We start from the raw sequence: 24311 nt of genomic DNA on the forward strand, positions 1-24311 counted from the left end.
CGAGGGAGCCCGACTCTTCTGCTCCCGTGCGAAAGTTTCCGGCGCCAGGTTCCCTTCATGCCACCTGCGCCAGCCATCCGGCGTCCAGGCGTGGGGCGGGACCACGCCAGCCGTTCGTCCTCAGCGCCTGGTGGACTCGCAGCACGAGCGCGGCCGGCTCCCGCAGGCTGGCAGCGGTCACCCGGATCACCGTCCACCCCATCGCCTCCAGCTGCTCGTAGCGGTGGATGTCCTTCTCCCATTGCTGGGCATTGGTCAGGTGCTGTTGTCCCTCGTACTCCACGATCACCTTGTGCTCCACCCAGGCCATGTCTACACGAGCAAGGAACTTCCCATCGGGTCCCTTGATCTCGTGCTGCAGGGCCGGGCTGGGCAGGCCGGAGCTGACCAATACCATCCGCGTCCGGGACTCCTGCCAACTCGCGGCGCCGGAATGGGCGAACTGCCATGCATCGCTGCGCGCCGACTGCAGTTCCGCCAGCTCGCGCTCAGAAAGTTCCTCACGTCGCAGCAGGTCATCCAGGACGCACACCTCCTCGACGAGGCCGAGTTCGGCATCAGCGATCGCTTGCGCGATGGACGCGATCCCACCGGGCGAGTTCCGCTTCACTCGGATCGTGCGAATCCCGGCCCTTTCGACTCGTGACTCGGTGGCGAGGGTGATGGGGGAGTCCTGCCCGAGCGGGACGCCCCTCAGGCGCAGAGCGGTGACCCCGGTGACCATCGCGTCCGGATAGAGCAGCCGAGCACCTTCAACCAGGACGCCCAGACTGGGCAGCACGTCCCTCTCCACGAACACTCCATAGAAGAGTCGTCGATACTTCGGACCGTACAGCTGGTGCTTGGTGATCCCGGCCTGGGCGGCCATCGCGCGAGTCATGGGTGGCATGTGGCCCATGCTGCCTCCGAGGGGACGCCCCAGGGCAGGGGCTGTGGATAACTCTGCCCCTGGAGGCGACCTGGGCGCCCCCTGTGGACAGCGCTCGCTGCCCGGCCCCCCCACAGGCCAACGGAAACTTCCGCACAGCGGCGAGACATTCCGCCGCCTGGGCCCGAAGGACCGGAAACTGTCGCCAGAGAGCGAAATGTTCCGTGCGGCGGGCTCAGGGCGTCCAATGTGGGAGGGTGGCGACCGTCGGTGGACAGATCGCCTGAAGCGACCGCATTTTGCCCTCTGTGCAGCCGTGAACTAGTCTTGACCAGTGTGCTCGGAGTTGCCCGAGCAGCAGTGCGTGCCCTGGCATGCTCGCGGCCCCCACGTTGCAGGGGATGGCCCGGGATGTGCGGAGTGCTCGCACGGCGTGTTCAGCGTCCACGACTGACGGGTAAACGGTGGCCCTCGTCGGGGATCAGAACGCGCACAGCCAGGGAATTCAATCCTCATGAGGGGCCCTCCCCTCAGAAACGAAAGAGATACCAGCCGGTGCCTACCATCCAGCAGCTGGTCCGCAAGGGCCGCACTGACAAGGTCAGCAAGAGCAAGTCCGCTGCGCTGAAGGGTTCGCCCCAGCGCCGCGGGGTGTGCACGCGTGTGTACACCACCACCCCCAAGAAGCCGAACTCGGCCCTGCGCAAGGTTGCCCGTGTGCGCCTTTCCTCGGGTATCGAGGTCACCGCCTACATCCCCGGTGTGGGTCACAACCTGCAGGAGCACTCGATGGTGCTCGTGCGTGGCGGTCGTGTGCGCGACCTGCCGGGTGTCCGTTACAAGATTGTCCGCGGCGCTCTCGACACCCAGGGTGTCAAGAATCGCAAGCAGGCCCGCAGCCGCTACGGCGCGAAGAAGGAGAAGTAATGCCTCGCAAGGGTCCGGCGCCGAAGCGCCCGGTCATGGTCGATCCGGTCTACGGCTCGCCCCTCGTTTCCCAACTCGTGAGCAAGATCCTTGTCGACGGCAAGAAGTCCGTTGCCCAGGACATCGTCTACACCGCCATGGAGGGCACCCGCGCCAAGACCGGCGTTGACCCCGTCCAGACGCTGAAGAAGGCCCTCGACAACATCAAGCCTTCGCTCGAGGTCAAGTCCCGCCGCGTGGGTGGCGCCACCTACCAGGTCCCGATCGAGGTGAAGCCGGCTCGCGCGACCACCTTGTCGATGCGCTGGTTGGTCACCTTCGCCCGCGCCCGTCGCGAGAAGACCATGGCCGAGCGCCTCATGAACGAGATCCTGGACGCCTCCAACGGCCTGGGTGCGTCGGTCAAGCGCCGCGAGGACACCCACAAGATGGCTGAGGCCAACCGCGCCTTCGCCCACTACCGCTGGTGACATCCCGCCCCCTCGTTCGGACGCCCGGAGTGGCCGACGAGGGGGCTTTTTCGCGCTCCTTGCGCGTCCCCACTAGTCTCTGAACTGACTCTCCACCTACAAGATTTGAGGTAGCAGGCCAATGGCCAAGACCACCGACCTGGGCAAGGTGCGCAACTTCGGCATCATGGCCCACATTGACGCGGGCAAGACCACCACCACCGAGCGCATCCTGTTCTACACCGGTATCAACTACAAGATCGGTGAGACCCACGAGGGGTCGGCCACCATGGACTGGATGGAGCAGGAGCAGGAGCGTGGCATCACGATCACCTCCGCTGCCACCACCGCCTTCTGGAAGGACCACCAGCTCAACATCATCGACACCCCCGGGCACGTCGACTTCACCGTCGAGGTGGAGCGCAACCTGCGCGTGCTCGACGGTGCCGTGGCGGTGTTCGACGGTGTGGCCGGTGTCGAGCCGCAGTCCCAGACGGTGTGGCGCCAGGCCGACAAGTACGGCGTGCCCCGCATCTGCTACGTGAACAAGCTGGACCGTACCGGTGCGAGCTTCTCCTACGTGGTCAAGACCATCCGTGAGCGCCTCAAGGCCACCCCCCTGGTCATCCAGCTCCCGATCGGCGCCGAATCCGACTTCATCGGTGTCGTCGACCTGGTCGGCATGCGTGCCCTGACCTGGCGCGGTGAGACCAAGGTGGGCGAGGACTACGAGGTCGAGGAGATCCCCGCCGGCATGGCTGACGCCGCCGCCGAGGCCCGTGAGGAGCTGCTGACCCAGCTGGCCGACCTGGACGACGAGTTCGCCGAGCTGTACCTGGAGGACGAGGACGCGATCACCGTGGACCAGATCCAGCACGCGATCCGTCGCGTCGTGCTGGCCAGCAAGGGCAACGCCGTGGTGTGTGGCACCTCGTTCAAGAACAAGGGCGTCCAGCCCCTGCTGGACGCAGTGATCGCCTACCTGCCCGCCCCCACCGACATCCCCGCCATCCAGGGCTTCAAGCCTGGTGATGAGTCGGTTGAGATCGAGCGCCACCCCAGCGATGACGAGCCGCTGTCGGCCCTTGCCTTCAAGATCGCCGCTGACCCGCACCTGGGCAAGCTGACCTATGTGCGCGTCTACTCCGGCGTCCTGCAGGCCGGAACCCAGGTGCTCAACTCCGTCAAGGGCAAGAAGGAACGCATCGGCAAGATCTACCAGATGCACTCCAACAAGCGCGAAGAGAAGGAGTCCATGGGCGCCGGCATGATCTGCGCGGTCATGGGGCTCAAGGACACCACCACCGGTGAGACCCTCTGCGATCCCGCCAACCCCGTCGTGCTGGAGTCGATGGACTTCCCGAACCCGGTGATCGAGCAGGCCATCGAGCCCAAGACCAAGTCCGACCAGGAGAAGCTGGGTGTCGCCATCCAGCGCCTGGCCGAGGAGGACCCGACCTTCCGCGTCCACACCGACGAGGAGACCGGCCAGACCATCATCGCCGGCATGGGTGAGCTGCACCTCGACATCCTGATCGACCGCATGAAGCGCGAGTTCAACGTGGAGGCCAACATCGGCAAGCCCCAGGTGGCCTACCGCGAGACCCTGCGTCGCCCGGTCAGCAAGATCGAGTACACCCACAAGAAGCAGTCGGGTGGTTCGGGTCAGTACGGTCGCGTCATCATCGATCTGGAGCCGATGCCCGCGGGCCACGGCTACGAGTTCGTGAACGCCGTCACCGGTGGACGCATCCCCAAGGAGTACATCCCGGCCGTCGACGCCGGCATCAAGGACGCGATGACCAGCGGTGTGCTGGCCGGCTACCCGGTTGAGGATATCAAGGTCACCCTGCTCGATGGCGCCTACCACGACGTCGACTCCTCCGAGCTCGCCTTCAAGATCGCCGGTTCGATGGTCTTCAAGGAAGCCGCGCGCAAGGCTGATCCTGCGCTGCTCGAGCCGATGATGGCCGTCGAGGTCACCACCCCCGAGGACTACCTGGGCACCGTCATCGGTGACCTGAACGGTCGTCGTGGCCAGATCCAGTCGATGGACGAGGAGCACGGCAACCGCGTGGTCCGCGCCCTGGTCCCGCTGTCGGAGATGTTCGGCTACGTCGGTGACCTGCGCTCGAAGACCTCGGGTCAGGCCTCCTACTCGATGGAGTTCGACTCCTACAACGAGGTGCCGCGGAACGTCTCCGAGGAGATCGTCGCCAAGGCACGAGGCGGCGCCACCGAGTGATCGGATGCCTGCGGCTTCTGTCCCGAGTACATCTCCGTGGGGCAGAGCTGCGCTGAGAGGCCGACAGAGGGCCGTTCCCCAGCGGGGGAGCGGCCCTTTTGCCTCCCCCTGACAGAATGGGCAGAGCACATCGGACGCAGCAGTGGGGCGTCCGACACGCCCGGATGCGCGGGTCGAACCGTACGGGTTTGACTCGCGGCCACCGCCCCGGAAGAATGGGGCGGGTGACCCTGCCTTGATGTTCGAGGCAGGAGTACGTCCACAAACCGCTGTCGGGAACAGGTCCCGCCAGAGAAATCGAAGCCTGCGCACTCGGCGTGGGCTACATCCAGAAGGAGCCCCAGTGGCAAAGGCCAAGTTCGAGCGGACCAAGCCGCACGCCAACATCGGCACCATCGGGCACATCGACCACGGCAAGACCACTCTGACCGCGGCGATCTCGAAGGTGCTCCACGACAAGTACCCCGACCTCAACGAGGCCACCCCCTTCGACAAGGTGGACAAGGCTCCCGAGGAGCGTCAGCGCGGCATCACCATCTCGATCTCGCACATCGAGTACCAGACCGAGAAGCGTCACTACGCGCACGTTGACTGCCCCGGCCACGCCGACTACGTCAAGAACATGATCACCGGTGCTGCCCAGATGGACGGCGCGATCCTCGTCGTGGCCGCCACCGATGGCCCGATGCCGCAGACTCGCGAGCACGTCCTGCTCGCCCGCCAGGTCGGCGTGCCCTCGATCGTGGTTGCCCTGAACAAGTGCGACATGGTTGACGACGAGGAGCTCATCGAGCTCGTCGAGATGGAGGTCCGCGAGCTGCTGTCCTCCCAGGAGTTCGACGGTGACGACTGCCCCGTCGTCCGCGTTGCCGCCTTCCCAGCCCTCAATGGCGATGCCAAGTGGGCCGATTCGATCGTCGAGCTCATGGATGCCGTGGATGAGTACATCCCGCAGCCCGAGCGCGAGACCGACAAGCCCTTCCTGATGCCCGTCGAGGACGTCTTCACCATCACCGGCCGTGGCACCGTTGTCACCGGTCGTATCGAGCGCGGCATCGTCCGCACCGGTGAGACCGTCGACATCGTCGGCATCCGCGAGGACAAGCAGACCACCACCATCACCGGTGTCGAGATGTTCCGCAAGATCCTCGATGAGGGTCGCGCTGGTGAGAACGTCGGCCTGCTGCTCCGTGGCACCAAGAAGGAGGACGTGGAGCGCGGCATGGTCGTCATCAAGCCGGGTTCGACCACCCCTCACACCGACTTCGAGGGCTCGGTCTACGTCCTGAACAAGGAGGAGGGTGGCCGTCACAAGCCGTTCTTCTCCAACTACTCGCCGCAGTTCTACTTCCGCACCACCGACGTGACCGGTGTGGTCGAGCTGCCCGAGGGCACCGAGATGGTCATGCCCGGTGACAACACCGAGATGACCGTTCACCTGAACAAGCCGATCGCCATGGAGGAGGGCCTCAAGTTCGCTATTCGCGAGGGTGGCCGTACCGTTGGCGCCGGTCGTGTGACCAAGATCCTCAAGTGATCTGACTCACCGCCAGTTCTGACCGCAGGGCTCGCACCGTTGGGTGCGGGCCCTGTGTCATTTCCTCCGCCGCCCCATTCCTCCGGCGCCAGGTGAACCTGCTTTCGTCAGCTGAACCTGCTGCAGCAGGTTCAGCTGCATGAAGTAGGGTCATCTGCGAGATCCCTGCGAACGAGCACGCCGATGATGATCGGCGCCATAATGGGCGCGGGCATCACTGAACGCCTAGTGCGCGAGGCTTTGGCTGACTAGCTGGGCACCGAGATGCCAGCTCGCCGAGCAGGGCCTGTCTCAGGCGAGCTCTGCCGGTACGAGCACTGCAGCCGGGTGGCGAGCGAACACCTCGCCCAGCTGAACGCGTCCTGAGTGGTGTGCACCGGACAAGACGTCGCGCCACGTGCCCTGGGGCAGCGTGAGTCCGGAGTCCCCCCACCCACCGCGGCGTTCGAGCCCGACCGGAAGGCGCGTGGCCAGCGTGATCGCGCCACCGCGGTCGTATCCGACCAGGTGCTCGGCCAGCGGCCCCCCGAGAGCGATCGGGCGGTACTTGGTGAACAGCTCTGCGTGGTCTCGTCGCAGCCGCAGGATCTCAGTCACCAGATGGTGCTTGGCGAGGTCCAGTTCGGTCATGGAGCGGCCCAGGTCCACCGGGCGGCGATTGTCGGGGTCGACCAGTGAGTCCTCAACGAACTCGGTGCCCCGATAGACGTCAGGAATGCCGGGCATCGTCAGCGCCACGACCTTCTGCGACAGCACGTTCACGCCCGCAGGGACAGCCATCAGGTCCCGCAGCGTCGACAGCGGTTCCACCAGGATCGGGTCGGTGAGCGCCTGGTCGATGGCGGCGTGGACCGCCATCTCATAGCCGGAGTTCGGAGCCGCCCAGCCGGTTTCGGTGTTGGCCTCGCGCATGGCTTTGGTGGCATAGGCGTGGAGCCGTCCAGCATCGATCGGGCCCACGGCCGCCAGGGTCTGGGCCAGCAGCCAGGCGAACGGGCGATCCGGCAGCTGCGTGGTCTCGATGAACCCCCGCCCCCAGGCCAGGGATTCGTCCACCAGCTCGGTGAGCACGCCCAGCGCCGCGCGCACGTCCTCGCCGCGCTTGGTGTCGTGCGTCGACAGCCCCACCATGGAGGCGGGGGAGTGCAGCTGCCGTCTGGCCTGGTCCTCATGCCAGCCGAGGACGGTGGTGCCGAGGCGGCCGGGATGCCCGCCGACCTCGTTGGCGCCGATCCAGCGGGTGTAGCGGTACCAGGCGGTGTCCTCCAGACCCTTGGCCATCAGTGCTCCGGTGAACTGCTGGAAGCGCCGGGCAGCTTCCTGATCCACATCGGCCAGCACCGGGATCAGCGCCTGGATGTCTGCTCGCATCGAGGGCTCGCCCAGTGCTGCCGCAGAGGCAGCACGATCCAGGGCAGCGCGATCATGCGGCAGGTAGGTGCGGTAGACGTCCATGTGGGCGGCGATCTCGACCAGGGCGGCGTCGCTCGGTTCGCCGCGCAGAGACGCCGGCAGCACGCGCTGGATTCGGGCCCGCTCCGAGCCGAAGAGCTGGGCAGCGATCTGGCGCTTGGCGAGCAGGACATGCTGCTCGACGTCCAGCGAATCACCGGTCAGGGTGCCGTAGCCGTCGGTCAGCGCGGCCTCGGAACCAGGATCGGCCACCAGCCGGGTCAGCTCGGCCATCGCGTCATAGCCGCTGGTGCCGTCCACCGGCCAATCACTCGGCAGCTGCTCCCCGTCGGCCAGGATCTTCTCCACCACGATCCAGATCTCGTTGCCAACCCGGCCCCGCAGGCGTCGCAGGTACTCCCCGGGGTCGGTCAGCCCGTCGGGATGGTCGATCCGGATGCCGTCCAACTGGCCATCGTCGGCCATCCGGAAGATCCGTTCGTGGGTTGCCTCGAAGACCCGGGGGTCCTCGACCCTGAGGCCTGCCAGCGAGCTCACCGCGAAGAAGCGGCGGTAGTTCAGCTCGGTGGCGTCCAGCTGCCAGGGCGCCAGTCGGTAGTGCTGTCGGGACGCCACCAGCTCTGCGCCGGCACCGTCATCTGCCGAGCCGATGGCCACCGGGAAGCGGTGCTCGTGGAAGACCAGCTCGGAGCGATCCGGGCTGAACTCGAGCCCCGCCACCGACCCGTCGGCAGGAAGGACGGGGACCAGGATTGGCCCGGCGTCCCAGTCGACGTCGAACCAGCTCGCATATGGCGACTGGCGCCCCTCACGCAGGACGCTCCACCAGGCCGGGTTCTCCCACGCCTTGGAGATGCCGCAGTGGTTCGGCACGATGTCGAGCACGATCTTCAGGCCATGCGCGCGCGCCGCATCCACGAACGAGACCCAGCCCGCCTCGCCACCGCGCTGGGGGTCGACCTGGGTGCAGTCGACCCAGTCGTAACCATGATCAGATCCGGTGGTGGAGGTCAGCAGCGGCGACAGGTAGACCGCGTCCACGCCCAGTTCGACGATGCGGGGCAGGTCCGCGGCGGCGTCCTGGAGGGTGAAGCTGGGGCTGATCTGGTAGCGGTAGGTCGATGTCGGCAGGCTCCGGCTCATGCTGCGAGCCTAGTAGTCTGGACGCCATCATGACTGCACCTGCTGCCTCTTCGCCTGCCCGTACCCGTGTCGCCCCCAGCCCCACCGGCGACCCCCATGTCGGCACGGCCTACATGTCCCTGTTCGACGTGGTGTGGGCCCGCAAGACCGGCGGCCAGTTCGTGCTCCGCATCGAGGACACCGACCGCAATCGCCTGGTGGAGGGCTCCGAGGACCAGGTGCTGAGCACGCTGAAGTGGCTCGGGCTGACCTACGACGAGGGTCCCGACGTCGGCGGTCCGTATGCCCCCTACAAGCAGTCCGAACGGCTGGACACCTACCAGCCGTTCGTGGAGCAGCTGATTGCCGAGGGCCATGCCTACCACTGCTGGTGCTCCAGCGAGCGGCTCGCGGAGATGCGCGCCGAGCAGCAGGCGTCCAAGCAGGCGGTCACCGGGTACGACCGGCTCTGCTACGGCAAGACCCGCGAGGAGCGCGCTGCACTGCCCGGGTTCAACGAGAACCCCGTCGTCCGCATGCTCATCCCCGATGACGTGCCGCTGGTCTTCGAGGACATCATCCGTGGGCAGGTGAAGGCCCCGCGCCCCGATGACCAGGTCATCCTGAAGGCCGATGGCTTCCCGACCTACCACCTGGCGGTCGTGGTCGACGACCACCTCATGAACATCACCACCGTGGTCCGCGGTGAGGAGTGGATCAGCTCCACTCCCAAGCACATCCTGCTCTACCAGTGGCTGGGCTGGGAGCTGCCGCAGTTCGCGCACATGCCGCTGTTGCGCAATACCGACAAGTCCAAGATCAGCAAGCGCAAGAACCCTGCCGCGCGACTGCTCTGGTTCAAGGAGCAGGGCTACCTGCCCGAGGCCTTGATCAACTTTCTCTCGCTGCTCTGCTACCCGCCGGTCCGTGAGTCCGAGGTGCAGACGCTGCAGGAGTTCATCGACACCTTCGAGTGGTCCAAGGTCAGCACCGGTGGGCCCATCTTCGACCTGAAGAAGCTGGACTGGCTCAACGGCGTCTACATCCGCGAGCTCGCGGTCGAGGAGCTCGCCGATCGCGTCATCGAGCACGAAACCATGATCACCGGCCGCTGGTCGGAGATGGACGACGCCCAGCGCGCGCTCGTGGTCGCCGCGATGCCGCTGGTGCGTGAGCGCATGACCCTTCTGGGGGACGCCGCACCGGCGCTGGAATTCCTGTTCACCCCGGACGCCGACCTCGTGCACGAGCCCGAGTCCATCGCCAAGCTCAAGGAGGACGCCCCGCAGGTGCTCGACGCCGCGCTGGCTGCCCTCGAGGATCTGGTGGAGTGGAACCACGAGGCGATCCAGGGCGCCCTGCGTGAGGCGCTGGTCGACCAGCTGGGGCTCAAGCCGAAGTTCGCCTTCGCCCCGGTGCGCGTGGGCATCACCGGACGTCAGGTCAGCCCGCCGCTGTTCGAGTCGATGGAACTGCTGGGACGCGAATCGTCCCTAGCCCGGATGCGGGCGCTGCGACAGAAGGTGGGCGCCTGAGCCCGGATGGGCCAGTGCCTACTTCCCCTGCTTCTTCTGGATCGCCGCCCACTCGTCCTTGAGCCCCACCGTGCGGTGGAAGAACCCAGGACGATCAGGGTCCTTGGCGAAGTAGCCCAGCCGCTCGAACTGCACCACCTGTCCCGGCGCGACCTCAGCGATCGAAGCCTCACCGAGGGCGTTCGGCAGCAGTTCGCGCGAGTTCGGGTTCAGGTCGTCCAGTGGCTCGCCGGTCCGCTCGCCGGGCACCGGTGAGGTGAACAGGCGCTCGTAGAGGGCAGCCTCCACCGGGACGGCGTGGGGCACCGACACCCAGTGCATGGTCGACTTCACCTTGCGGCCATCCGGAGCGTCCCCCCCACGGGTCTCGGGGTCGTAGGTCGCATTGACCTGCACCACGTTCCCGTCCTCGTCCTTCACGACGTCGGTCGCGGTGACCAGGTAGGCGCCACGCAGGCGCACCTCGCGTCCGGGGGAGAGGCGGAAGAACTTCGGCGGAGGCACCTCGGCGAAGTCCTCGGACTCGATGACCAGTTCGCCGCTGAAGGCCACCTGGCGGGTGCCGTCCTCAGGGCGCTCGGGATTGTTCGCCACCTCGAAGTACTCGACCACTGGCTGGCCCTCGGCGTCCACCGGCCAGTTGGTGAGCACCAGCTTGAGCGGACGCAGCACGACCATCTTGCGCTGGGCCTCGGCGTTGAGCTCGCGGCGGACCACGGCCTCCAGGGCCTCGATGGCGTGGCGGGAGTTGGTGCGCGCGGTGCCGATCTCGGTGCAGAAGGTGCGGATCGCCGAGGCGGGGTAGCCGCGGCGGCGCAGGCCCGACAGGGTGGGCATTCGGGCGTCATCCCAGCCGTCCACCACGCCATCGGCGACCAGCTTCTTGAGCCGGCGCTTGGAGGTGACGATGTGGGTGAACTCCAGCCGCGCGAACTCCAACTGCTTGGGCTGGTCGCTCGGCAGGGGCAGGTTCTCCAGGAACCAGTTGTAGAGCGGACGGTGCGAGTCGAACTCCAGGGTGCAGATGGAGTGGGTGACGCCCTCGATGGCGTCCGACTGCCCATGTGCCCAGTCGTAGGTGGGGTAGATGCACCAGGCGTCGCCGGTGCGGTGGTGGTGGCCGCGACGGATCCGGTACATCACCGGGTCGCGCAGCCACATGTTGTCCGACTGCATGTCGATCTTGGCGCGCAGGCAGCGCTCCCCGTCGGCGAACTCCCCGGCACGCATCCGGGCGAACAGGTCCAGTGATTCCTCGACCGGACGGTTGCGGAAAGGCGATTCGATGCCGGGCTTGCCGAAGCCGCCGCGCTGCTCCGAGATCGTCTCCCCGGACTGGTCGTCGACATAGGCCAGCCCTCGACGGATCAGTTCCAGAGCCCATTCGTAGAGGTTCTCGAAGTAGTCCGAGGCGTAGTAGACGTTCTCGGGGTGGTAGCCCAGCCACTCGATGTCCTGCAGGATCGAGTCGACGAACTCCGTCTCCTCGGTGTCGGGGTTCGTGTCGTCGAAGCGCACATTGCAGATGCCGTCGAAGGCCTCGGCGATGGAGAAGTCCTGCACGATCGCCTTGGCATGCCCGATGTGGAGGTAGCCGTTCGGTTCGGGTGGGAAACGGGTCTGGACGCGGCCCCCGTAGGTGCCCTTCTCGTTGTCCCTCTCGACCACCTCACGGATGAAGTCAGAGGCGACGGGCTTGCGGGCAGTGGCGTCCTGGCTCATGGGCTCGATCCTAGTGGTCTGCCGAGAAGCGCTCATCTCGCGCTGCCCCGATAGGGTGCAGGACGCCCGGGCTCTCGTTTCCTCCACTGTCACCAGCGCGTCACGCGGGAGTGGCCCATCAGGAATCGCGTCCCTTCGTTCACTCAACGACACGCCGCCACAGGAGGACACCCATGCGCAAGACCTGGGCCCTGGTCGCGGGCCTCGCCGTGGCGTCCGGCATCGCTGCCGCTCCCGCCGCCGCCATCGCCGCTCGGAGGACGGTCACCCTGACCGTCCTGGCCACCACCGACACCCACGGGAACGTCTTTAACTGGGACTACTTCCGCAACCAGCCCTACAGCGACAAGTCCGGCACGGCCTACGGGCTGGCCCGGGCGGGAAGCATCATCAACCAGATACGCGCCGAGCGTGGCGCTGAGTCGGTCATCGTCGTCGACAACGGTGACACCCTGCAGGGAACCCCGCTGGCGTACTACTACGCCAAAATGGAGCCGATCACCAAGACCGGCCAGACCCACCCGATGGCTGCTGCCTTCAATGCCGTCGGCTACGACGCCACCAACATAGGCAACCACGAGTTCAACTACGGCCCGGACCTGCTCACGACCTACGACCGCCAGCTGAAGGCGCCGATCCTGTCGGCCAACGTCCTGGACGCCAAGACGGGCAAGCCCGTCTTCCAGCCCTACACCATCGTGACCCGCCACGTGAAGGGCGCCAAGCCAATCAAGGTCGGCATTCTCGGGCTGACCACCCCCGGTTCCATGATCTGGGACAAGGCGAACCTCGAGGGCAAGGTCATCATCCAGGACATGACAGCGGCTGCCCAGCGGTGGGTCCCCAAGGTCCGCGCGGCCGGCGCTGATGTGGTCGTCGTGATGAGCCACGCCGGCATCGGCCAGTCCTCCTATGACACCACCGCCCTCGGGGCGGAGAACCCCAGCGACAAGATCGCCGAGCAGGTCCCCGGGATCGACGCCATCGTGATGGGCCACACCCATCAGGACGTGCCGCAGAAGTTCATCACCAACCAGCAGACCGGCAAACAGGTCCTGCTCACCCAGCCTCGCTACTGGGCGTCTTCGGTCTCCGACATGACCTTTGAGTTGATCAAGGTCAAGGGCCAGTGGACCGTCGCCTCCGCCAAGTCGGTCGCCCGGTACAGCAAGAACGCCACCGATGACCCGGCCGTCACCGCTGCAGTCGAGGCGATGCACGACAAGGCGGTGGCCTATGTCAACCAGGTCGTGGCCACCTCCACCGAGGAAATGCCGGCTGCCACCTCGCGCTGGGAGGACACCGCCATCATCGACTTCATCCAGATGGTGCAGACCCAGACCGTCGAGGCCGGGCTGAAGGGCACCCAGTACGAGAACCTGCCGGTGCTCTCGATCGCGGCCCCGTTCTCCCGCACCGCCACCTTCCCCAAGGGTGAGGTGACCGTGCGTGACATCGCCGGCCTCTACATCTACGACAACACCCTGCAGGCGGTCGTGATGACCGCTGACCAGGTCAAGCAATACCTGGAGTACTCGGCCAAGTACTTCGGCACCGTCCCGGCCGGTGGCACCTTCGACCCCGACACCCACACCTCGGTGGTCTACAACGGCCAGCAGGTCTGGGACTACAACTACGACATCATCTCCGGCCTGAACTACACGATCGACCTGTCGCAGCCCGTGGGGTCGCGCATCACCTCCTTGACCCACGCCGGTGGCACCCCGGTCGCGGGCGAGGAGAAGTTCGTGGTCGCGGTCAACAACTACCGCAGCAGCGGTGGGGGCAACTTCCCGCACATCGCCACCGCTCCGGTTGTCTACGACCAGAACCAGGAGATCCGCCAACTGCTGATCGACTGGGCCTCGGCTCACGGCACCATCGACCCGGCTGACTTCTCCGTGAAGAACTGGGAGCTAACCGTCGCCGGCCAGCCCGCCCAGGGCTGAGTTGACTGCCTGACACTCCCGAGGAGGACTTGCCGAGCGCGGCATCACAGGTGGTGGGTGCCAGGCGAAAACACGATGGCTTGTTGACTCATGTCAAGATGCCCGCGTGGCGGGGTCGTTGACTCACGTGAAGATGCCCGCTTGGACAGCTTGGTTTTGGACAGGTAGACGTGGTTGCGTTTGGCCCTTCGTTCGACCTGTCCACGGCGGCGGGCGAGCTCGAGCAGTTCCCGAGGGGTGTCGTAGCGGTGGTATCCGACACAGCGTCTGACCATGGCCCAGTTCTTCTGCTCGACATGGGCCTGGTCGTTGGACCGGGCCGGGCGACCACGGGTGGTAGGTGATCTGGTGCAGGCTGCACCATTTCTGCAGGTGGTGGTTGATGAACTCACTGCCGTTGTCGGAATGGATCCCCAGGATCGCGAAGGGGAAACGGAGTGGGAGTTGTTCCAGCCCGGCACGCACGATGCGTTCGCCCTTGCTGGGAACGCTGATCGCTTCGGTCCAGCCGGTGGCGATGTCTGTCATGTCCAGGCTCCAGCAGAACTCACCGTTGTTGTCCCCGCCCTCGTGACCGACCAGGTCGATCTGCACGAATCCGGGTTCGGTGTTGTCCCACTCGGCCCAGGTCTTCATCAGGATGCTCACTTTCAGCAGGGACCCGGGCCGGGTATGGCTCATCCCGCAGGAGGACAGCAACCCTGCCCGATACGGTTTCAGGCGCCGGTCGATGGTCGCCGGTGACATCTGCAACAGCGCCTCAACCACCTGCCCGCAGGCCTGCAGCTGGTCATGGGCACGCAAGGATTCCACCAATTGGGGCAGAGCCGGGTGGGGGCGTTTGCCGGTCGGGCCATCCAGCAGCACCCAGCATTGCACCACAAGTCGATCACTTCGGTTCCGTAGGTGAGGACCGGGTCAGGAGGCCAGAATCGCCTTGAGTCAACGCGGATGGGAGCGAATGAGCCCAGCGCGGGGTACGGCGGCGAGCATGTGGCGGATCTTATGCGCGGCCAACGTGTTGGTGCTCCTCTTGTCATTGCTCGGGGGGCGCCGTCCTCACATCTGGGGAATGGGCAGGTCCATGGGTGCGAATCGGCTCATGGCTCGGACAGCTATTCTTGGATCGGTGAACCTTCGCCTGCAACAGAGCGGTTGGCGCTAGCGGCCGCGCATCTTGTGGAGAAATACGACGGATCGCTGGCGGGCGTCGAGTACTGCCGCGATTACGGTGACTCAACTGGGGGGAGTGCGTAATTGGAAGAGCGAGGTCGCCTGGTGAAAGTCCGATTGGTCTTCTCGGTAGTCATTTTTGCTCTGCTACTTACCATGGGGGCGTGGATGACGTCGGTACCGCCCGCGTATCGCCAAGGGATCTGCACAGAGTCCGGATGCGAGACCGTGCGGGTCAACGCGGTGGCGGAACTGGGCTGGATGCTCATCACCATCGCCGTGGTCGCGGGCATCATCTGGTTGGTTGCTCTCTTCCGGGCTCGGCGGCGCAACCGCTGACGTCACTCAGCGTTGCAGGGACGCCAGGCTGCTGCCAGTCCCCGGCTCTTCGATGAGGGCCAGGTAGAGCTCCGCACAGGCCAGTGCGTCCGTGAGCGCCTCGTGGGCCTTGTAGACGGGCAGCCCGTAGCGTTGACGAGCACCCCACAGCCGCAGGGCGTCCCGTGGCGGCTCGTCATCGAAGCCCTGGGTGAGCAGCAGGTACTGCAGGTGCATGGTGTCAACGCTGCTGAAGACGGGGGCCGTGCCGAAGGCCCGCTCGCAGGCCGCTCCGAGGAAGCCCTCCTCCATGTCGGTGTAGTGGGCCAGCAGGACGCGTCCAGCCAGGGCGTCCAGGGTGATCGCCAGTGCCTCGGCGAGAGTGAGCCCCACCGACAACTGGTCATCGGTGAGCCCATGGATGGTGGCCGATTCGCCGACGCCGGGTCCGGGACCGGCGCCCTGGCGGATCAGCAGGCGGCGAGCCCCGGACAGGTCGATCGAGCGTCCATTCACGGGCACGAAACCGATGGACAACAGTCGGTGGACCGTGGGGTCCAGGCCGGTGGTCTCCACGTCGATGGCGAGCAGCCGCAGGTCGTCGACCGGGGTGGTCGGGTCGGGAAGGGGATGCTCGAGATAGGCGCGCAGCGGGCCCCCCGGCGTCCGCGCGAGCAGCTTGCGGCGCCGATCGTCGGGGGAGCGGCGCGTCAGGGCGTCCCAGAAGGCCATGTCAGCTCATCAGGTGCGTGGAGTAGGTGTGCGACAGCGCCCTCTGCGCGCGGGAGATGACCTCGAAGGCCTCCTTGAGGGTGCGCTTGTCCAGGGCGTTGAGCGCCTTGGGTGCGATGCGGTTGTTGGGCTTGCGCCCCTGGCTGACCTCGTCCGCCTGGTGGGTGAGGCGCAGGTGGTTGATGAACTCGGACGCGTCGATGAGCGCTTCGGTGAGGTCCGGCGCGATCTTGTGGCTCGCGCTGGCCAGGCGGAGGCGTTCCTCGGTGCCGGTTTCGGTGGACCCGAGGGCAAGGGCATGGGTGCGAGCGATCTGGATGATGGCGTGGCTGGAACTCTTCAGGTCGAGGGTGTCGGCGTGCTCGCCTCCTCGTTCGAGGACGAAACCCTTGAAGAAGCCCAGCGGCGGCGAGGCCGCGACAGCCTGGGTGGCCAGGTGGGCCAGGAAGCGGCTCGCTCCCGGGGTGGCGCGGGTGACGACCTCCATCAGGTGCTCGGCGAGGTCGGTGGCGCCGTGGATGGCGCGCATGTCGAAGAAGATCTGGGCGTACAGCACCTCCTGGGAGGCGGGGGTGTTCAGCCAGGTGGCGAAGTGCTGCTGCCACTCCTGCGTGGTGTGGCACCAGGTGGTCGCCATCACGTCGCCATCGCAGCGGGGGTAACCGGACGCCTCCAGCCCGGCGACCACACGTTCGGCGAGCCGGGGCCACCAACCGCGCTGCTCGGCATCCAGGTCGGCCGCGGAATCGTGGAGGATGATCGCGTGGTCCTGGTCGGAGCCGAGACCGGCCTCCAGGCGGGCCTGGGAACCGAGGACCACCCAGGCCCAGGGGGCGGGGGCGGGTCCGAGCTCCTGCTCGGCCAGGGTGATGAGCCGGCGCGTGGCGGACTCGTTGATGGAGCCCAGGAGGCGGGAGATCTCGCGGGCGGAAGCATCGGAGTGGATGTACTCGGCCACCAGTCTCGGTGTCCGGCGGCAGACCTCGGCCACACCCTCGGGGGAGTTCTGGCGGCCGATGTCGGCGGCCAGGTAGATGGGGTGTGCGCGGTCGAGCCGCATCACGTCGCCGGCCGAGACCAGCCCCAGCACCTTGCCGTCGCGCACCACCGGCAGGTGGTGGAAGCCGCGGGAGGTCATGTCCAGCAGGACCTCGAAGGCGCGGGCCTCGGGTCCGATCGTGATGGGGTCGGGCGTCATCACCTCGCTGACCGAACCGTCGACGGGGCGTGCCTGGGCCACCACCTTGGAGCGGAGGTCGCGATCGGTCACGATGCCGGTCAAGCGGTCGTGGTCGACGAGGAGCAGGGCGGAGACCTTGTGCTCGGCCATGATCTGGGCCGCCTGCTGGATGGAAACCGTGGAGGGGGCAGCGATGGGTTCGCGGCCGAGGAAGGACTCGACGGTGCGACCCAGGGTGACCTCGCCGGTCTGGGACTGGCTGCGTCGATCGGCGCCGCGGCGAAGACGGGCATCGCTGGTGGCCTCGAAAAAGCGCCGGAACTCCTCGTGCTCGCTCACCAGCTGCAGGAACCTCGGCGTGGGGACGATCAGGACCAGGCTGTCCTCGATCGCCGTCGTTGACAGGTTGCTGGGGGTTTGGGTGAGGACTGAGGAGGCGCCGAAGACGCCGCCCGGACCGAGCCGTTCGACCAGCTGCTCCTGGGCGTCCCGAAGATCGACGCCGCCGCTGCGGACGATGTGGACGGTGTTGTTCGGATCGCCCACCCCATAGAGCCGAGTCCCGCGGCGGTAGTAGCGGATGGCCAGCTCGCTCGCGAGGGCGTCCAGCGCCGGGGAGGGGAGGTACTCCCAGGGGGCATGTGTGGCGAGGAAATCCCTGACCTCGCGGACCTCGATGTCCATATACGGAGTCTACTGGCGCCCCACATCGCCCGGCCACAACCCAGGCGTTTGCACGGATCCGATGCTCCCGCTCGCGACATGTCCGGTGCAGAGGCATGGGAGGCGAGCAAAGAGTGAACTGAGCGGGCCGGAGGGCGTCCCCGATTTTGATCTGCCCGTGCATCGTGACAGAATCATCAGGTTGCTCCGGCAGGGGTGGCCCGCGTCATGCCGTGGTGAGGTCCTCGCGACAGAGGATACCGAGGCCAGGCGACGGGGGAGCCCCAGCGCGAGGTGTGAGTCACCCGGGAGCCCGCATCCAGTTCAGGAGGAGTGGATGACTGCGGCCCCGGAATGTGCGACACGCCCGACCGCGTGGGTCGGAGGGAACGTCCGGCGACAGCCGGGAAGCGACAGCCGGAAAACCGGTCAGTAGCAGGGACGAGAGAAGGAAGAACTGTGGCGGGACAAAAGATCCGCATCAGGCTTCGGGCCTATGACCACGAGGTAATCGACTCGTCGGCGCGCAAGATCGTCGACACGGTGACTCGTACGGGGGCCAAGGTCGCCGGCCCCGTGCCGTTGCCGACCGAGAAGAACGTGTTCGTCGTGATCCGTTCGCCCCACAAGTACAAGGACAGCCGCGAGCACTTCGAGATGCGCACGCACAAGCGGCTGATCGACATCCTCGACCCCACGCCGAAGACGGTTGATTCGCTGATGCGTCTCGACCTGCCGGCCGGTGTCGACATCGAGATCAAGCTTCCGTGAGGCAGGTGAGCACAATGACTAGCGAACGCACTGTGAAGGGCATCCTGGGCACCAAGCTCGGCATGACCCAGCTGTGGGACGAGAACAACCGCGTCGTCCCCGTGACCGTGATCCAGGCTGGCCCCTGCGTGGTCACCCAGGTCCGTACCCCCGAGAAGGACGGCTACAACGCCGTGCAGCTCGGTTTCGGTGCCATCAAGGCCAAGAAGGTGACCAAGCCCTACGCCGGCATGTTCAGCGCTGCCGATGTCACCCCGCGCAAGCACCTCGTGGAGCTGCGCACCGCCAATGCCTCCGAGTACACCCTCGGCCAGGAAGTCACCGCCGAGGCCTTCGAGGCCGCCGAGCTCGTTGACGTCACCGGCGTCACCAAGGGCAAGGGCACCGCTGGTGTCATGAAGCGCCACGGTTTCCGCGGCCTGTCCGCTGGCCACGGTGTGCACCGCAAGCACCGCGCACCCGGTTCCATCGGTGGCTGCTCGACCCCCGGACGCGTGTTCAAGGGCCTGCGCATGGCCGGCCGCATGGGTGTTGCCAAGAAGACCGTCCAGAACCTCTCGGTCCATTCCGTGGACGCCGAGAAGGGTCTGATCCTGGTCAAGGGCGCCATCCCCGGCCCCCGTGGCTCGCTGGTCGTGGTGCGCTCTGCGTCCAAGACCGCGCTCAAGAAGGGTGAGAAGTGATGAGTGAGACCCTGAAGGTCGACGTCCTGCAGGCCGACGGCAAGAAGGCCGGTCAGGCCGACCTGCCCGCCGAGCTGTTCGACGTGCAGACCAACATCCCCCTGATCCACCAGGTCGTCGTGGCCCAGCAGGCTGCTGCCCGCCAGGGAACCCACGCCGTCAAGGGCCGTGGTGAGGTCAGCGGCGGTGGCAAGAAGCCGTGGCGCCAGAAGGGCACCGGTCGCGCTCGCCAGGGCTCGACCCGCGCGCCCCAGTGGACCGGTGGCGGCGTCGTGCACGGCCCGCAGCCGCGCAGCTACGCCCAGCGCACCAACAAGAAGATGATCGCTGCCGCCGTCCGTGGGGCCCTGTCCGATCGCGCTCGCGATGGCCAGGTCTTCGTGATGGACAGCATCATCACCGGCGAGGTCCCCTCGACCAAGGCTGCCCTCCAGGCGCTGGCCCAGGCCGGCGACGCCCAGAAGATGCTGGTCGTCCTCGACCGCACCGAGGACGTCACCTGGCTGAGCCTGCGCAACGTGCCCACCGTGCACGTCCTGGCCGTGGACCAGCTGAACGCCTACGACATCCTGCTCAACGACTCGGTGCTGTTCACCCGCGCAGCCCTCGATGCCTTCATCGCCGGCCCCAACAAGGGCAAGTCGGTCAAGGCCGTGGCCACCGAGTCCGAGGCCGCTGCTGAGGAGAGCACCAAGTGAGCACCGCACTGAAGATCAAGGACCCCCGCGACATCCTGCTCGCGCCCGTGGTCAGCGAGAAGAGCTACGGACTCCTGGACGAGAACAAGTACACGTTCATCGTGGCTCCCGACGCGAACAAGACCGAGATCAAGATCGCCGTTGAGAAGGTCTTCGACGTCAAGGTCACCAGCGTCAACACCATCAACCGCCAGGGCAAGCGTCGTCGCACGCGCTTCGGCACCGGTCAGCGCGTGAACACCAAGCGCGCCATCGTGACCGTCGCCGAGGGCCAGCGGATCGACATCTTCTCCGCCCCGGCCGAGTGACCGGCGCCTGAAAGGACTGACGAGACCTCATGGGTATCCGCAAGTACAAGCCGACGACCCCCGGTCGCCGTGGCTCCAGCGTCTCCGACTTCGTCGAGGTGACTCGCTCGACCCCCGAGAAGTCGCTGCTCGCCCCGAAGCCCAAGACCGGTGGACGCAACAACACCGGCCGCATCACCACCCGCCACATCGGCGGTGGTCACAAGCAGGCCTACCGCATCATCGACTTCAAGCGCTACGACAAGGACGGCGTCCCGGCCAAGGTTGCTCACATCGAGTACGACCCGAACCGCACCGCCCGCATCGCGCTGCTGCACTACGCCGATGGTGAGAAGCGTTACATCATCGCCCCCGAGAACCTGGCACAGGGTGCCACCGTTGTCGCCGGCGAGGGTGCTGACATCAAGCCCGGCAACAATCTGCCGCTGCGCAACATCCCCGTGGGCACCACCGTGCACTGCGTGGAGCTGCGCCCCGGCGGTTCGGCCAAGCTCGGCCGTTCGGCTGGCGCTGAGATCCAGCTGGTTGCTCGCGAGGGCAAGTACGCCACCCTGCGCATGCCCTCGGGCGAAATGCGCATGGTCGACGTGCGCTGCCGCGCGACCGTGGGCGGCGTCGGCAATTCCGAGCAGTCCAACATCGACTGGGGCAAGGCCGGACGCAGCCGCTGGAAGGGCATTCGCCCGACCGTTCGCGGTGTCGTGATGAACCCCCACGACCACCCGCACGGCGGTGGCGAGGGTCGTACCTCCGGCGGTCGCCACCCGGTGTCGCCCTGGGGCAAGCCCGAGGGTCGTACCCGCGACAAGAACAAGGCGAGCAGCCGCCTGATCATCCGTCGCCGCAAGTCCGGCAAGAAGCGCTGATAGGGAGCCTGAAGAACAATGCCACGCAGCCTGAAGAAGGGCCCCTTCGTCGACGACCACCTGATGAAGAAGGTGGATGCTCAGAACGACAAGGGCACCAAGAACATCATCAAGACCTGGTCGCGTCGCTCGATGATCGTGCCCGACATGCTCGGACACACCATCAGCGTCCACGACGGTCGCAAGCACGTGCCGGTCTTCGTGACCGAATCGATGATCGGTCACAAGCTCGGTGAATTCGCGCCGACCCGGACGTTCAAGGGTCACGTGAAGGACGACAAGAAGAGCCGCCGGCGCTGAGCCAGCGAGACAAGGAACGAGAAGAATGAGCAACACAGAACGGCCCAGCCGTCGCGCTGCCCTGCTCGGGGATCGTCCTGGCTCGTACGCCATTGCGCGTCACGTCCGGATGAGCCCGACCAAGGTCCGCCGCGTCGTGGACCTCGTCCGCGGCATGGATGTCAAGGACGCCCTGGTGACCCTGCAGTTCGCACCGCAGGCCGCCTCGGAGCCGGTCTACAAGGTGGTCGCTTCGGCCGCCGCCAACGCCGAGCACACCGAGTCCCTGCGACTCGAGCAGCTCTACATCTCCCAGGCGTTCGTGGACGAGGGTGTGACCATGCGTCGCATTCGTCCCCGCGCCAAGGGGTCGGCCAGCCGCATCCTGAAGCGCGCTGCTCACATCACCGTGGTGGTGGAGCCCCGCGATTCCGAGGACGCCAACGCCGGCAAGCCCGTCAAGAAGGTCTACAACCGGACCGCAACCGAGAGCACGAAGGAGGACTGAACATGGGCCAGAAGATTCATCCCACAGGCTTCCGCCTCGGTACCACCACCGACCACACCACTCGCTGGTATGCCGACAAGCAGTACGCCGAGCTCGTGGGCGAGGACGTCAAGATCCGTGAGTACCTGCAGAAGACTCTGGAGCGCGCCGGCATCAGCTCGATCGAGATCGAGCGCCGTTCCGAGCGCGTCACCATCTTCCTGCACGCTGCCCGCCCGGGCATCGTCATCGGACGCAATGGCGCCGAGGCGGAGCGCGTGCGCGGTGAGCTGGAGAAGCTCACCGGCAAGCAGATCCAGCTGAACATCCTCGAGGTCAAGAACCCCGAGACCGATGCCCAGCTGGTTGCCCAGGGGATCGCCGAGCAGCTCGGCGCCCGCGTCGCCTTCCGTCGCGCCATGCGCAAGGCCCAGCAGACCGCCATGCGTGCGGGCGCCAAGGGCATCCGCATCAAGTGCTCCGGTCGTCTCGGCGGTGCCGAGATGTCGCGCTCCGAGGGCTACCGCGACGGCCAGGTGCCGCTGCACACCCTGCGCGCCGACATCGACTACGGCTTCTACGAGGCCCGCACCACCTACGGACGCATCGGCGTCAAGGTGTGGATCTACAAGGGCGAGGTCTCCGGTACCCGCGCCGAGCGTGCTGCCCAGAAGGCCGCCCGCCAGCAGGCTGCCGGTGGACGCCAGCGTCCGTCCCGTCGTCCGGGTCGCGGCGAGGGTCGCTCTGACCGTCCCGAGCGCGGCGGACGCCGTCGCGCCGAGGCTGCCGCTGAGGCCACCGCGCCCGAGGCAGCTGCCACCACCGAGAACGCAGGAGCCTGATCCATGCTGATTCCTCGTCGCGTGAAGTACCGCAAGCAGCACCACCCCAAGCGTGATGGCATGGCCAAGGGTGGCACCAAGCTGGCCTTCGGTGACTACGGCATCCAGGCACTGGAGTCCGGTTACCTGAAGAACCGCCAGATCGAGGCTGCTCGTATCGCCATGACCCGCCACATCAAGCGTGGCGGAAAGGTCTGGATCACGGTCTACCCCGACCGTCCCCTGACCAAGCACCCTGCAGAGGCCCGAATGGGCTCGGGCAAGGGCTCCCCGGAGTTCTGGGTGGCCAACATCAAGCCCGGCCGTGTGCTCTTCGAACTGTCCGGTGTGCCGGAGGAGGTGGCTCGCGAGGCCATGCGTCTGGCCATCCACAAGCTGCCCTTCAAGGCACGTTTCATCAAGCGCGAGGCAGGTGAACTCTGATGGCAACCAAGACCACCGCAGCTGAGCTGCGCGGCCTGAGCCGTGAGGCCCTCAATGACAAGGTCAAGGAGCTGAAGGAAGAGCTGTTCTCCCTCCGCTTCCAGGGCGCAACCGGCCAGCTGGAGAACACCGGCCGCCTGCGTGAGGTCCGCAAGGACATCGCGCGCATCTACACCGTGCTGCAGGAGCGCAACCTGGGCATCGAGTCGGAACCTGAGGAGTGAGCATGAGCGAGAACACCCAGACCGAGACTGCCCAGACCGAGCGCAACTTCCGCAAGGTTCGTGAGGGCATCGTCGTCTCGGACAAGATGGACAAGACCATCGTCGTCGCCGTCCAGGAGCGTGTGAAGCACGCCCTCTACGGCAAGGTCATGAGCCAGACCCACAAGCTCAAGGCCCACGACGAGAACAACGAGTGCGGCATCGGCGACCGCGTCCGCGTGATGGAGACCCGGCCCCTGTCGGCCACCAAGCGCTGGCGCCTCATCGAGGTCGTCGAGAAGGCCAAGTGATCCTGGTCTGACCGCTGGTCACACCCGGTCCATGGGATTCACTGGAACGGCTCGCCCTTCGGGGCGGGCCGTTTCGTCGTTTGGGGTCGACGGACGCCAGGGGTGCCGGCACAGGACAGCTGTTCCCTGATGTCGCGGGCTTCCGCGTGCCCTGATCCCCAGTCCTCCCGAGACCGGGGCGCGCGCCTGTGGTCAGCAGGGGAGTGCCCGAGCGGGAGCTACAGACGAGGTCTGGCGACGTCGCCCCTGACAAGGCCTTTCGCGCACACCGCCTGCTCGATTTGACGGGTGCCCGAGAGGTGCGTAATGTACTCCGAGCTGCCAGAGAGCAGCACAAAACTCCACAGGACGCCGGAAGGGCCTTCGGGCCGCGCCGGCACCAGACAGCCAGAGATGCGGATTTGACCCCGCAGATCGCGGCAGGTAAGGTGGAGAGGCTGCTTCACGGCGGCCATACCAACTGACTGGAACGGGAAAGCGGATTTGACTCCGCGGAAACAGCCCAGTAAAGTTGATCGAGTTGCCCCAAGCGGAGGCCGGGAGGCTGAGGCGCGGGTCGCACCCGATTCTTGAGAACTCAACAGCGTGCTTAAAGTCAATGCCAATT

Annotated in this window: 24 protein-coding genes; 18 read left to right on the forward strand and 6 right to left on the reverse strand. The window is 66.3% G+C overall.

The features are described 5' to 3' along the window. Positions 1-55: 55 nt before the first annotated feature. Positions 56-889: an endonuclease domain-containing protein gene (locus M3G03_RS11260; RefSeq protein WP_259809963.1), complete on the reverse strand. Its 834-nt coding sequence runs from the start codon at positions 887-889 to the stop codon at positions 56-58. A 534-nt stretch (positions 890-1423) separates the two neighbouring features. Here M3G03_RS11260 and rpsL point away from each other — a divergent pair. The 4 genes from rpsL (at position 1424) to tuf (ending at position 6026) form a co-directional block, all read left to right on the forward strand. After that, positions 1424-1795: a 30S ribosomal protein S12 gene (gene rpsL, locus M3G03_RS11265; RefSeq protein WP_259809965.1), complete on the forward strand. Its 372-nt coding sequence runs from the start codon at positions 1424-1426 to the stop codon at positions 1793-1795. Further along, positions 1795-2265 (forward strand): 30S ribosomal protein S7, encoded by a 471-nt coding sequence (rpsG, locus tag M3G03_RS11270; protein WP_259809967.1) that lies wholly within the window; start codon positions 1795-1797, stop codon positions 2263-2265. Before rpsL ends, rpsG begins: the two co-directional genes overlap by 1 nt. Before the next feature lie 121 nt (positions 2266-2386). After that, complete coding sequence (gene fusA, locus M3G03_RS11275) at positions 2387-4489, forward strand: elongation factor G (RefSeq protein WP_259809969.1); 2103 nt, start codon at positions 2387-2389, stop codon at positions 4487-4489. 343 nt (positions 4490-4832) lie between these two features. Then, a complete protein-coding gene (gene tuf, locus M3G03_RS11280) occupies positions 4833-6026 on the forward strand; it encodes an elongation factor Tu (protein WP_259809971.1) in 1194 nt (397 codons plus the stop codon). Between the two features lie 291 nt (positions 6027-6317). On the opposite strand, the gene treY is transcribed toward tuf, so the two are convergent. Then, a complete protein-coding gene (gene treY, locus M3G03_RS11285) occupies positions 6318-8582 on the reverse strand; it encodes a malto-oligosyltrehalose synthase (RefSeq protein ID WP_259809973.1) in 2265 nt (754 codons plus the stop codon). A gap of 29 nt (positions 8583-8611) precedes the next feature. On the opposite strand from treY, the gene gltX reads away from it, so the two are divergent. After that, the gene (gene gltX, locus M3G03_RS11290; RefSeq protein ID WP_259809974.1) at positions 8612-10096 is read left to right on the forward strand and encodes a glutamate--tRNA ligase; all 1485 of its coding nucleotides are present in this window, start codon (positions 8612-8614) and stop codon (positions 10094-10096) included. A gap of 18 nt (positions 10097-10114) precedes the next feature. Here gltX and M3G03_RS11295 read toward each other — a convergent pair whose 3' ends face one another. Next, positions 10115-11818, reverse strand: coding sequence for a glutamine--tRNA ligase/YqeY domain fusion protein (locus M3G03_RS11295; protein WP_259809976.1), 1704 nt, complete (start codon positions 11816-11818; stop codon positions 10115-10117). A 173-nt stretch (positions 11819-11991) separates the two neighbouring features. Here M3G03_RS11295 and M3G03_RS11300 point away from each other — a divergent pair, with 173 nt between their 5' ends. Then, the gene (locus M3G03_RS11300; protein WP_259809977.1) at positions 11992-13767 is read left to right on the forward strand and encodes a bifunctional UDP-sugar hydrolase/5'-nucleotidase; all 1776 of its coding nucleotides are present in this window, start codon (positions 11992-11994) and stop codon (positions 13765-13767) included. A 123-nt stretch (positions 13768-13890) separates the two neighbouring features. Here M3G03_RS11300 and M3G03_RS11305 read toward each other — a convergent pair whose 3' ends face one another. Further along, positions 13891-14571: a transposase family protein gene (locus M3G03_RS11305; protein ID WP_259809978.1), complete on the reverse strand. Its 681-nt coding sequence runs from the start codon at positions 14569-14571 to the stop codon at positions 13891-13893. Positions 14572-15108: 537 nt separating this feature from the next. Between M3G03_RS11305 and M3G03_RS11310 the strand changes: the two genes are divergently transcribed. After that, positions 15109-15279: a hypothetical protein gene (locus tag M3G03_RS11310; RefSeq protein WP_259809979.1), complete on the forward strand. Its 171-nt coding sequence runs from the start codon at positions 15109-15111 to the stop codon at positions 15277-15279. Between the two features lie 6 nt (positions 15280-15285). Here the strand turns inward: M3G03_RS11310 and M3G03_RS11315 are convergent, their stop codons facing one another. Together M3G03_RS11315 and M3G03_RS11320 are read right to left on the reverse strand one after the other, a co-directional pair. Continuing rightward, positions 15286-15990, reverse strand: coding sequence for an exonuclease domain-containing protein (locus M3G03_RS11315; protein WP_259809980.1), 705 nt, complete (start codon positions 15988-15990; stop codon positions 15286-15288). Position 15991: 1 nt separating this feature from the next. Continuing rightward, a complete protein-coding gene (locus M3G03_RS11320) occupies positions 15992-17854 on the reverse strand; it encodes a DUF294 nucleotidyltransferase-like domain-containing protein (RefSeq protein WP_259809981.1) in 1863 nt (620 codons plus the stop codon). Positions 17855-18292: 438 nt separating this feature from the next. On the opposite strand from M3G03_RS11320, the gene rpsJ reads away from it, so the two are divergent. From rpsJ to rpsQ, 11 genes are read left to right on the forward strand one after another with little or no spacing between them, the layout of a single operon-like run. Further along, entirely contained in the window at positions 18293-18604 is a 312-nt protein-coding gene (rpsJ, locus tag M3G03_RS11325; RefSeq protein ID WP_259809982.1) for a 30S ribosomal protein S10, read from the forward strand. A 14-nt stretch (positions 18605-18618) separates the two neighbouring features. Beyond that, positions 18619-19287, forward strand: a complete 669-nt coding sequence (rplC, locus tag M3G03_RS11330; RefSeq protein ID WP_259809983.1) for a 50S ribosomal protein L3 — start codon at positions 18619-18621, stop codon at positions 19285-19287. Next, positions 19287-19985 carry a 50S ribosomal protein L4 gene (gene rplD, locus M3G03_RS11335; protein ID WP_259809984.1) on the forward strand — a complete coding sequence of 233 codons (699 nt, stop codon included), beginning with the start codon at positions 19287-19289 and terminating at the stop codon, positions 19983-19985. Before rplC ends, rplD begins: the two co-directional genes overlap by 1 nt. Beyond that, the gene (gene rplW, locus M3G03_RS11340) at positions 19982-20293 is read left to right on the forward strand and encodes a 50S ribosomal protein L23 (RefSeq protein ID WP_259809985.1); all 312 of its coding nucleotides are present in this window, start codon (positions 19982-19984) and stop codon (positions 20291-20293) included. The genes rplD and rplW overlap by 4 nt, the downstream gene beginning before the upstream one ends. Positions 20294-20322: 29 nt before the next feature. After that, a complete protein-coding gene (gene rplB, locus M3G03_RS11345; protein ID WP_259809987.1) occupies positions 20323-21159 on the forward strand; it encodes a 50S ribosomal protein L2 in 837 nt (278 codons plus the stop codon). Positions 21160-21177: 18 nt separating this feature from the next. Further along, complete coding sequence (rpsS, locus tag M3G03_RS11350; protein ID WP_259809989.1) at positions 21178-21459, forward strand: 30S ribosomal protein S19; 282 nt, start codon at positions 21178-21180, stop codon at positions 21457-21459. 25 nt (positions 21460-21484) lie between these two features. Further along, positions 21485-21946 carry a 50S ribosomal protein L22 gene (rplV, locus tag M3G03_RS11355; RefSeq protein WP_259809991.1) on the forward strand — a complete coding sequence of 154 codons (462 nt, stop codon included), beginning with the start codon at positions 21485-21487 and terminating at the stop codon, positions 21944-21946. 2 nt (positions 21947-21948) lie between these two features. Next, positions 21949-22767 carry a 30S ribosomal protein S3 gene (gene rpsC, locus M3G03_RS11360; protein WP_259809993.1) on the forward strand — a complete coding sequence of 273 codons (819 nt, stop codon included), beginning with the start codon at positions 21949-21951 and terminating at the stop codon, positions 22765-22767. Positions 22768-22770: 3 nt separating this feature from the next. After that, positions 22771-23190 carry a 50S ribosomal protein L16 gene (gene rplP / locus M3G03_RS11365; RefSeq protein WP_259809995.1) on the forward strand — a complete coding sequence of 140 codons (420 nt, stop codon included), beginning with the start codon at positions 22771-22773 and terminating at the stop codon, positions 23188-23190. Continuing rightward, positions 23190-23414 (forward strand): 50S ribosomal protein L29, encoded by a 225-nt coding sequence (gene rpmC, locus M3G03_RS11370; protein ID WP_259809997.1) that lies wholly within the window; start codon positions 23190-23192, stop codon positions 23412-23414. The genes rplP and rpmC overlap by 1 nt, the downstream gene beginning before the upstream one ends. A 2-nt stretch (positions 23415-23416) precedes the next feature. Then, the gene (gene rpsQ / locus M3G03_RS11375) at positions 23417-23704 is read left to right on the forward strand and encodes a 30S ribosomal protein S17 (RefSeq protein WP_259809998.1); all 288 of its coding nucleotides are present in this window, start codon (positions 23417-23419) and stop codon (positions 23702-23704) included. The last annotated feature ends 607 nt before the right edge of the window (positions 23705-24311 follow it).

Source organism: Aestuariimicrobium sp. p3-SID1156 (assembly GCF_025144225.1).
Classification (GTDB): domain Bacteria; phylum Actinomycetota; class Actinomycetes; order Propionibacteriales; family Propionibacteriaceae; genus Aestuariimicrobium.

Bases quoted from the DNA above. Each gene is read 5' to 3' on its own strand.
- rpsQ (WP_259809998.1), top strand. From the start codon at position 23,417: ATGAGCGAGAACACCCAGACCGAGACTGCCCAGACCGAGCGCAACTTC.
- rpsC (WP_259809993.1), top strand. From the start codon at position 21,949: ATGGGCCAGAAGATTCATCCCACAGGCTTCCGCCTCGGTACCACCACC.
- rplC (WP_259809983.1), top strand. From the start codon at position 18,619: ATGACTAGCGAACGCACTGTGAAGGGCATCCTGGGCACCAAGCTCGGC.
- fusA (WP_259809969.1), top strand. From the start codon at position 2,387: ATGGCCAAGACCACCGACCTGGGCAAGGTGCGCAACTTCGGCATCATG.
- rplP (WP_259809995.1), top strand. From the start codon at position 22,771: ATGCTGATTCCTCGTCGCGTGAAGTACCGCAAGCAGCACCACCCCAAG.
- rplD (WP_259809984.1), top strand. From the start codon at position 19,287: ATGAGTGAGACCCTGAAGGTCGACGTCCTGCAGGCCGACGGCAAGAAG.
- M3G03_RS11260 (WP_259809963.1), bottom strand. From the start codon at position 889: ATGCCACCCATGACTCGCGCGATGGCCGCCCAGGCCGGGATCACCAAG.
- M3G03_RS11295 (WP_259809976.1), bottom strand. From the start codon at position 11,818: ATGAGCCAGGACGCCACTGCCCGCAAGCCCGTCGCCTCTGACTTCATC.
- rpmC (WP_259809997.1), top strand. From the start codon at position 23,190: ATGGCAACCAAGACCACCGCAGCTGAGCTGCGCGGCCTGAGCCGTGAG.
- treY (WP_259809973.1), bottom strand. From the start codon at position 8,582: ATGAGCCGGAGCCTGCCGACATCGACCTACCGCTACCAGATCAGCCCC.
- gltX (WP_259809974.1), top strand. From the start codon at position 8,612: ATGACTGCACCTGCTGCCTCTTCGCCTGCCCGTACCCGTGTCGCCCCC.
- rpsS (WP_259809989.1), top strand. From the start codon at position 21,178: ATGCCACGCAGCCTGAAGAAGGGCCCCTTCGTCGACGACCACCTGATG.
- M3G03_RS11310 (WP_259809979.1), top strand. From the start codon at position 15,109: ATGACGTCGGTACCGCCCGCGTATCGCCAAGGGATCTGCACAGAGTCC.
- M3G03_RS11300 (WP_259809977.1), top strand. From the start codon at position 11,992: ATGCGCAAGACCTGGGCCCTGGTCGCGGGCCTCGCCGTGGCGTCCGGC.
- M3G03_RS11315 (WP_259809980.1), bottom strand. From the start codon at position 15,990: ATGGCCTTCTGGGACGCCCTGACGCGCCGCTCCCCCGACGATCGGCGC.
- rplB (WP_259809987.1), top strand. From the start codon at position 20,323: ATGGGTATCCGCAAGTACAAGCCGACGACCCCCGGTCGCCGTGGCTCC.
- rpsG (WP_259809967.1), top strand. From the start codon at position 1,795: ATGCCTCGCAAGGGTCCGGCGCCGAAGCGCCCGGTCATGGTCGATCCG.
- M3G03_RS11320 (WP_259809981.1), bottom strand. From the start codon at position 17,854: ATGGACATCGAGGTCCGCGAGGTCAGGGATTTCCTCGCCACACATGCC.
- rplV (WP_259809991.1), top strand. From the start codon at position 21,485: ATGAGCAACACAGAACGGCCCAGCCGTCGCGCTGCCCTGCTCGGGGAT.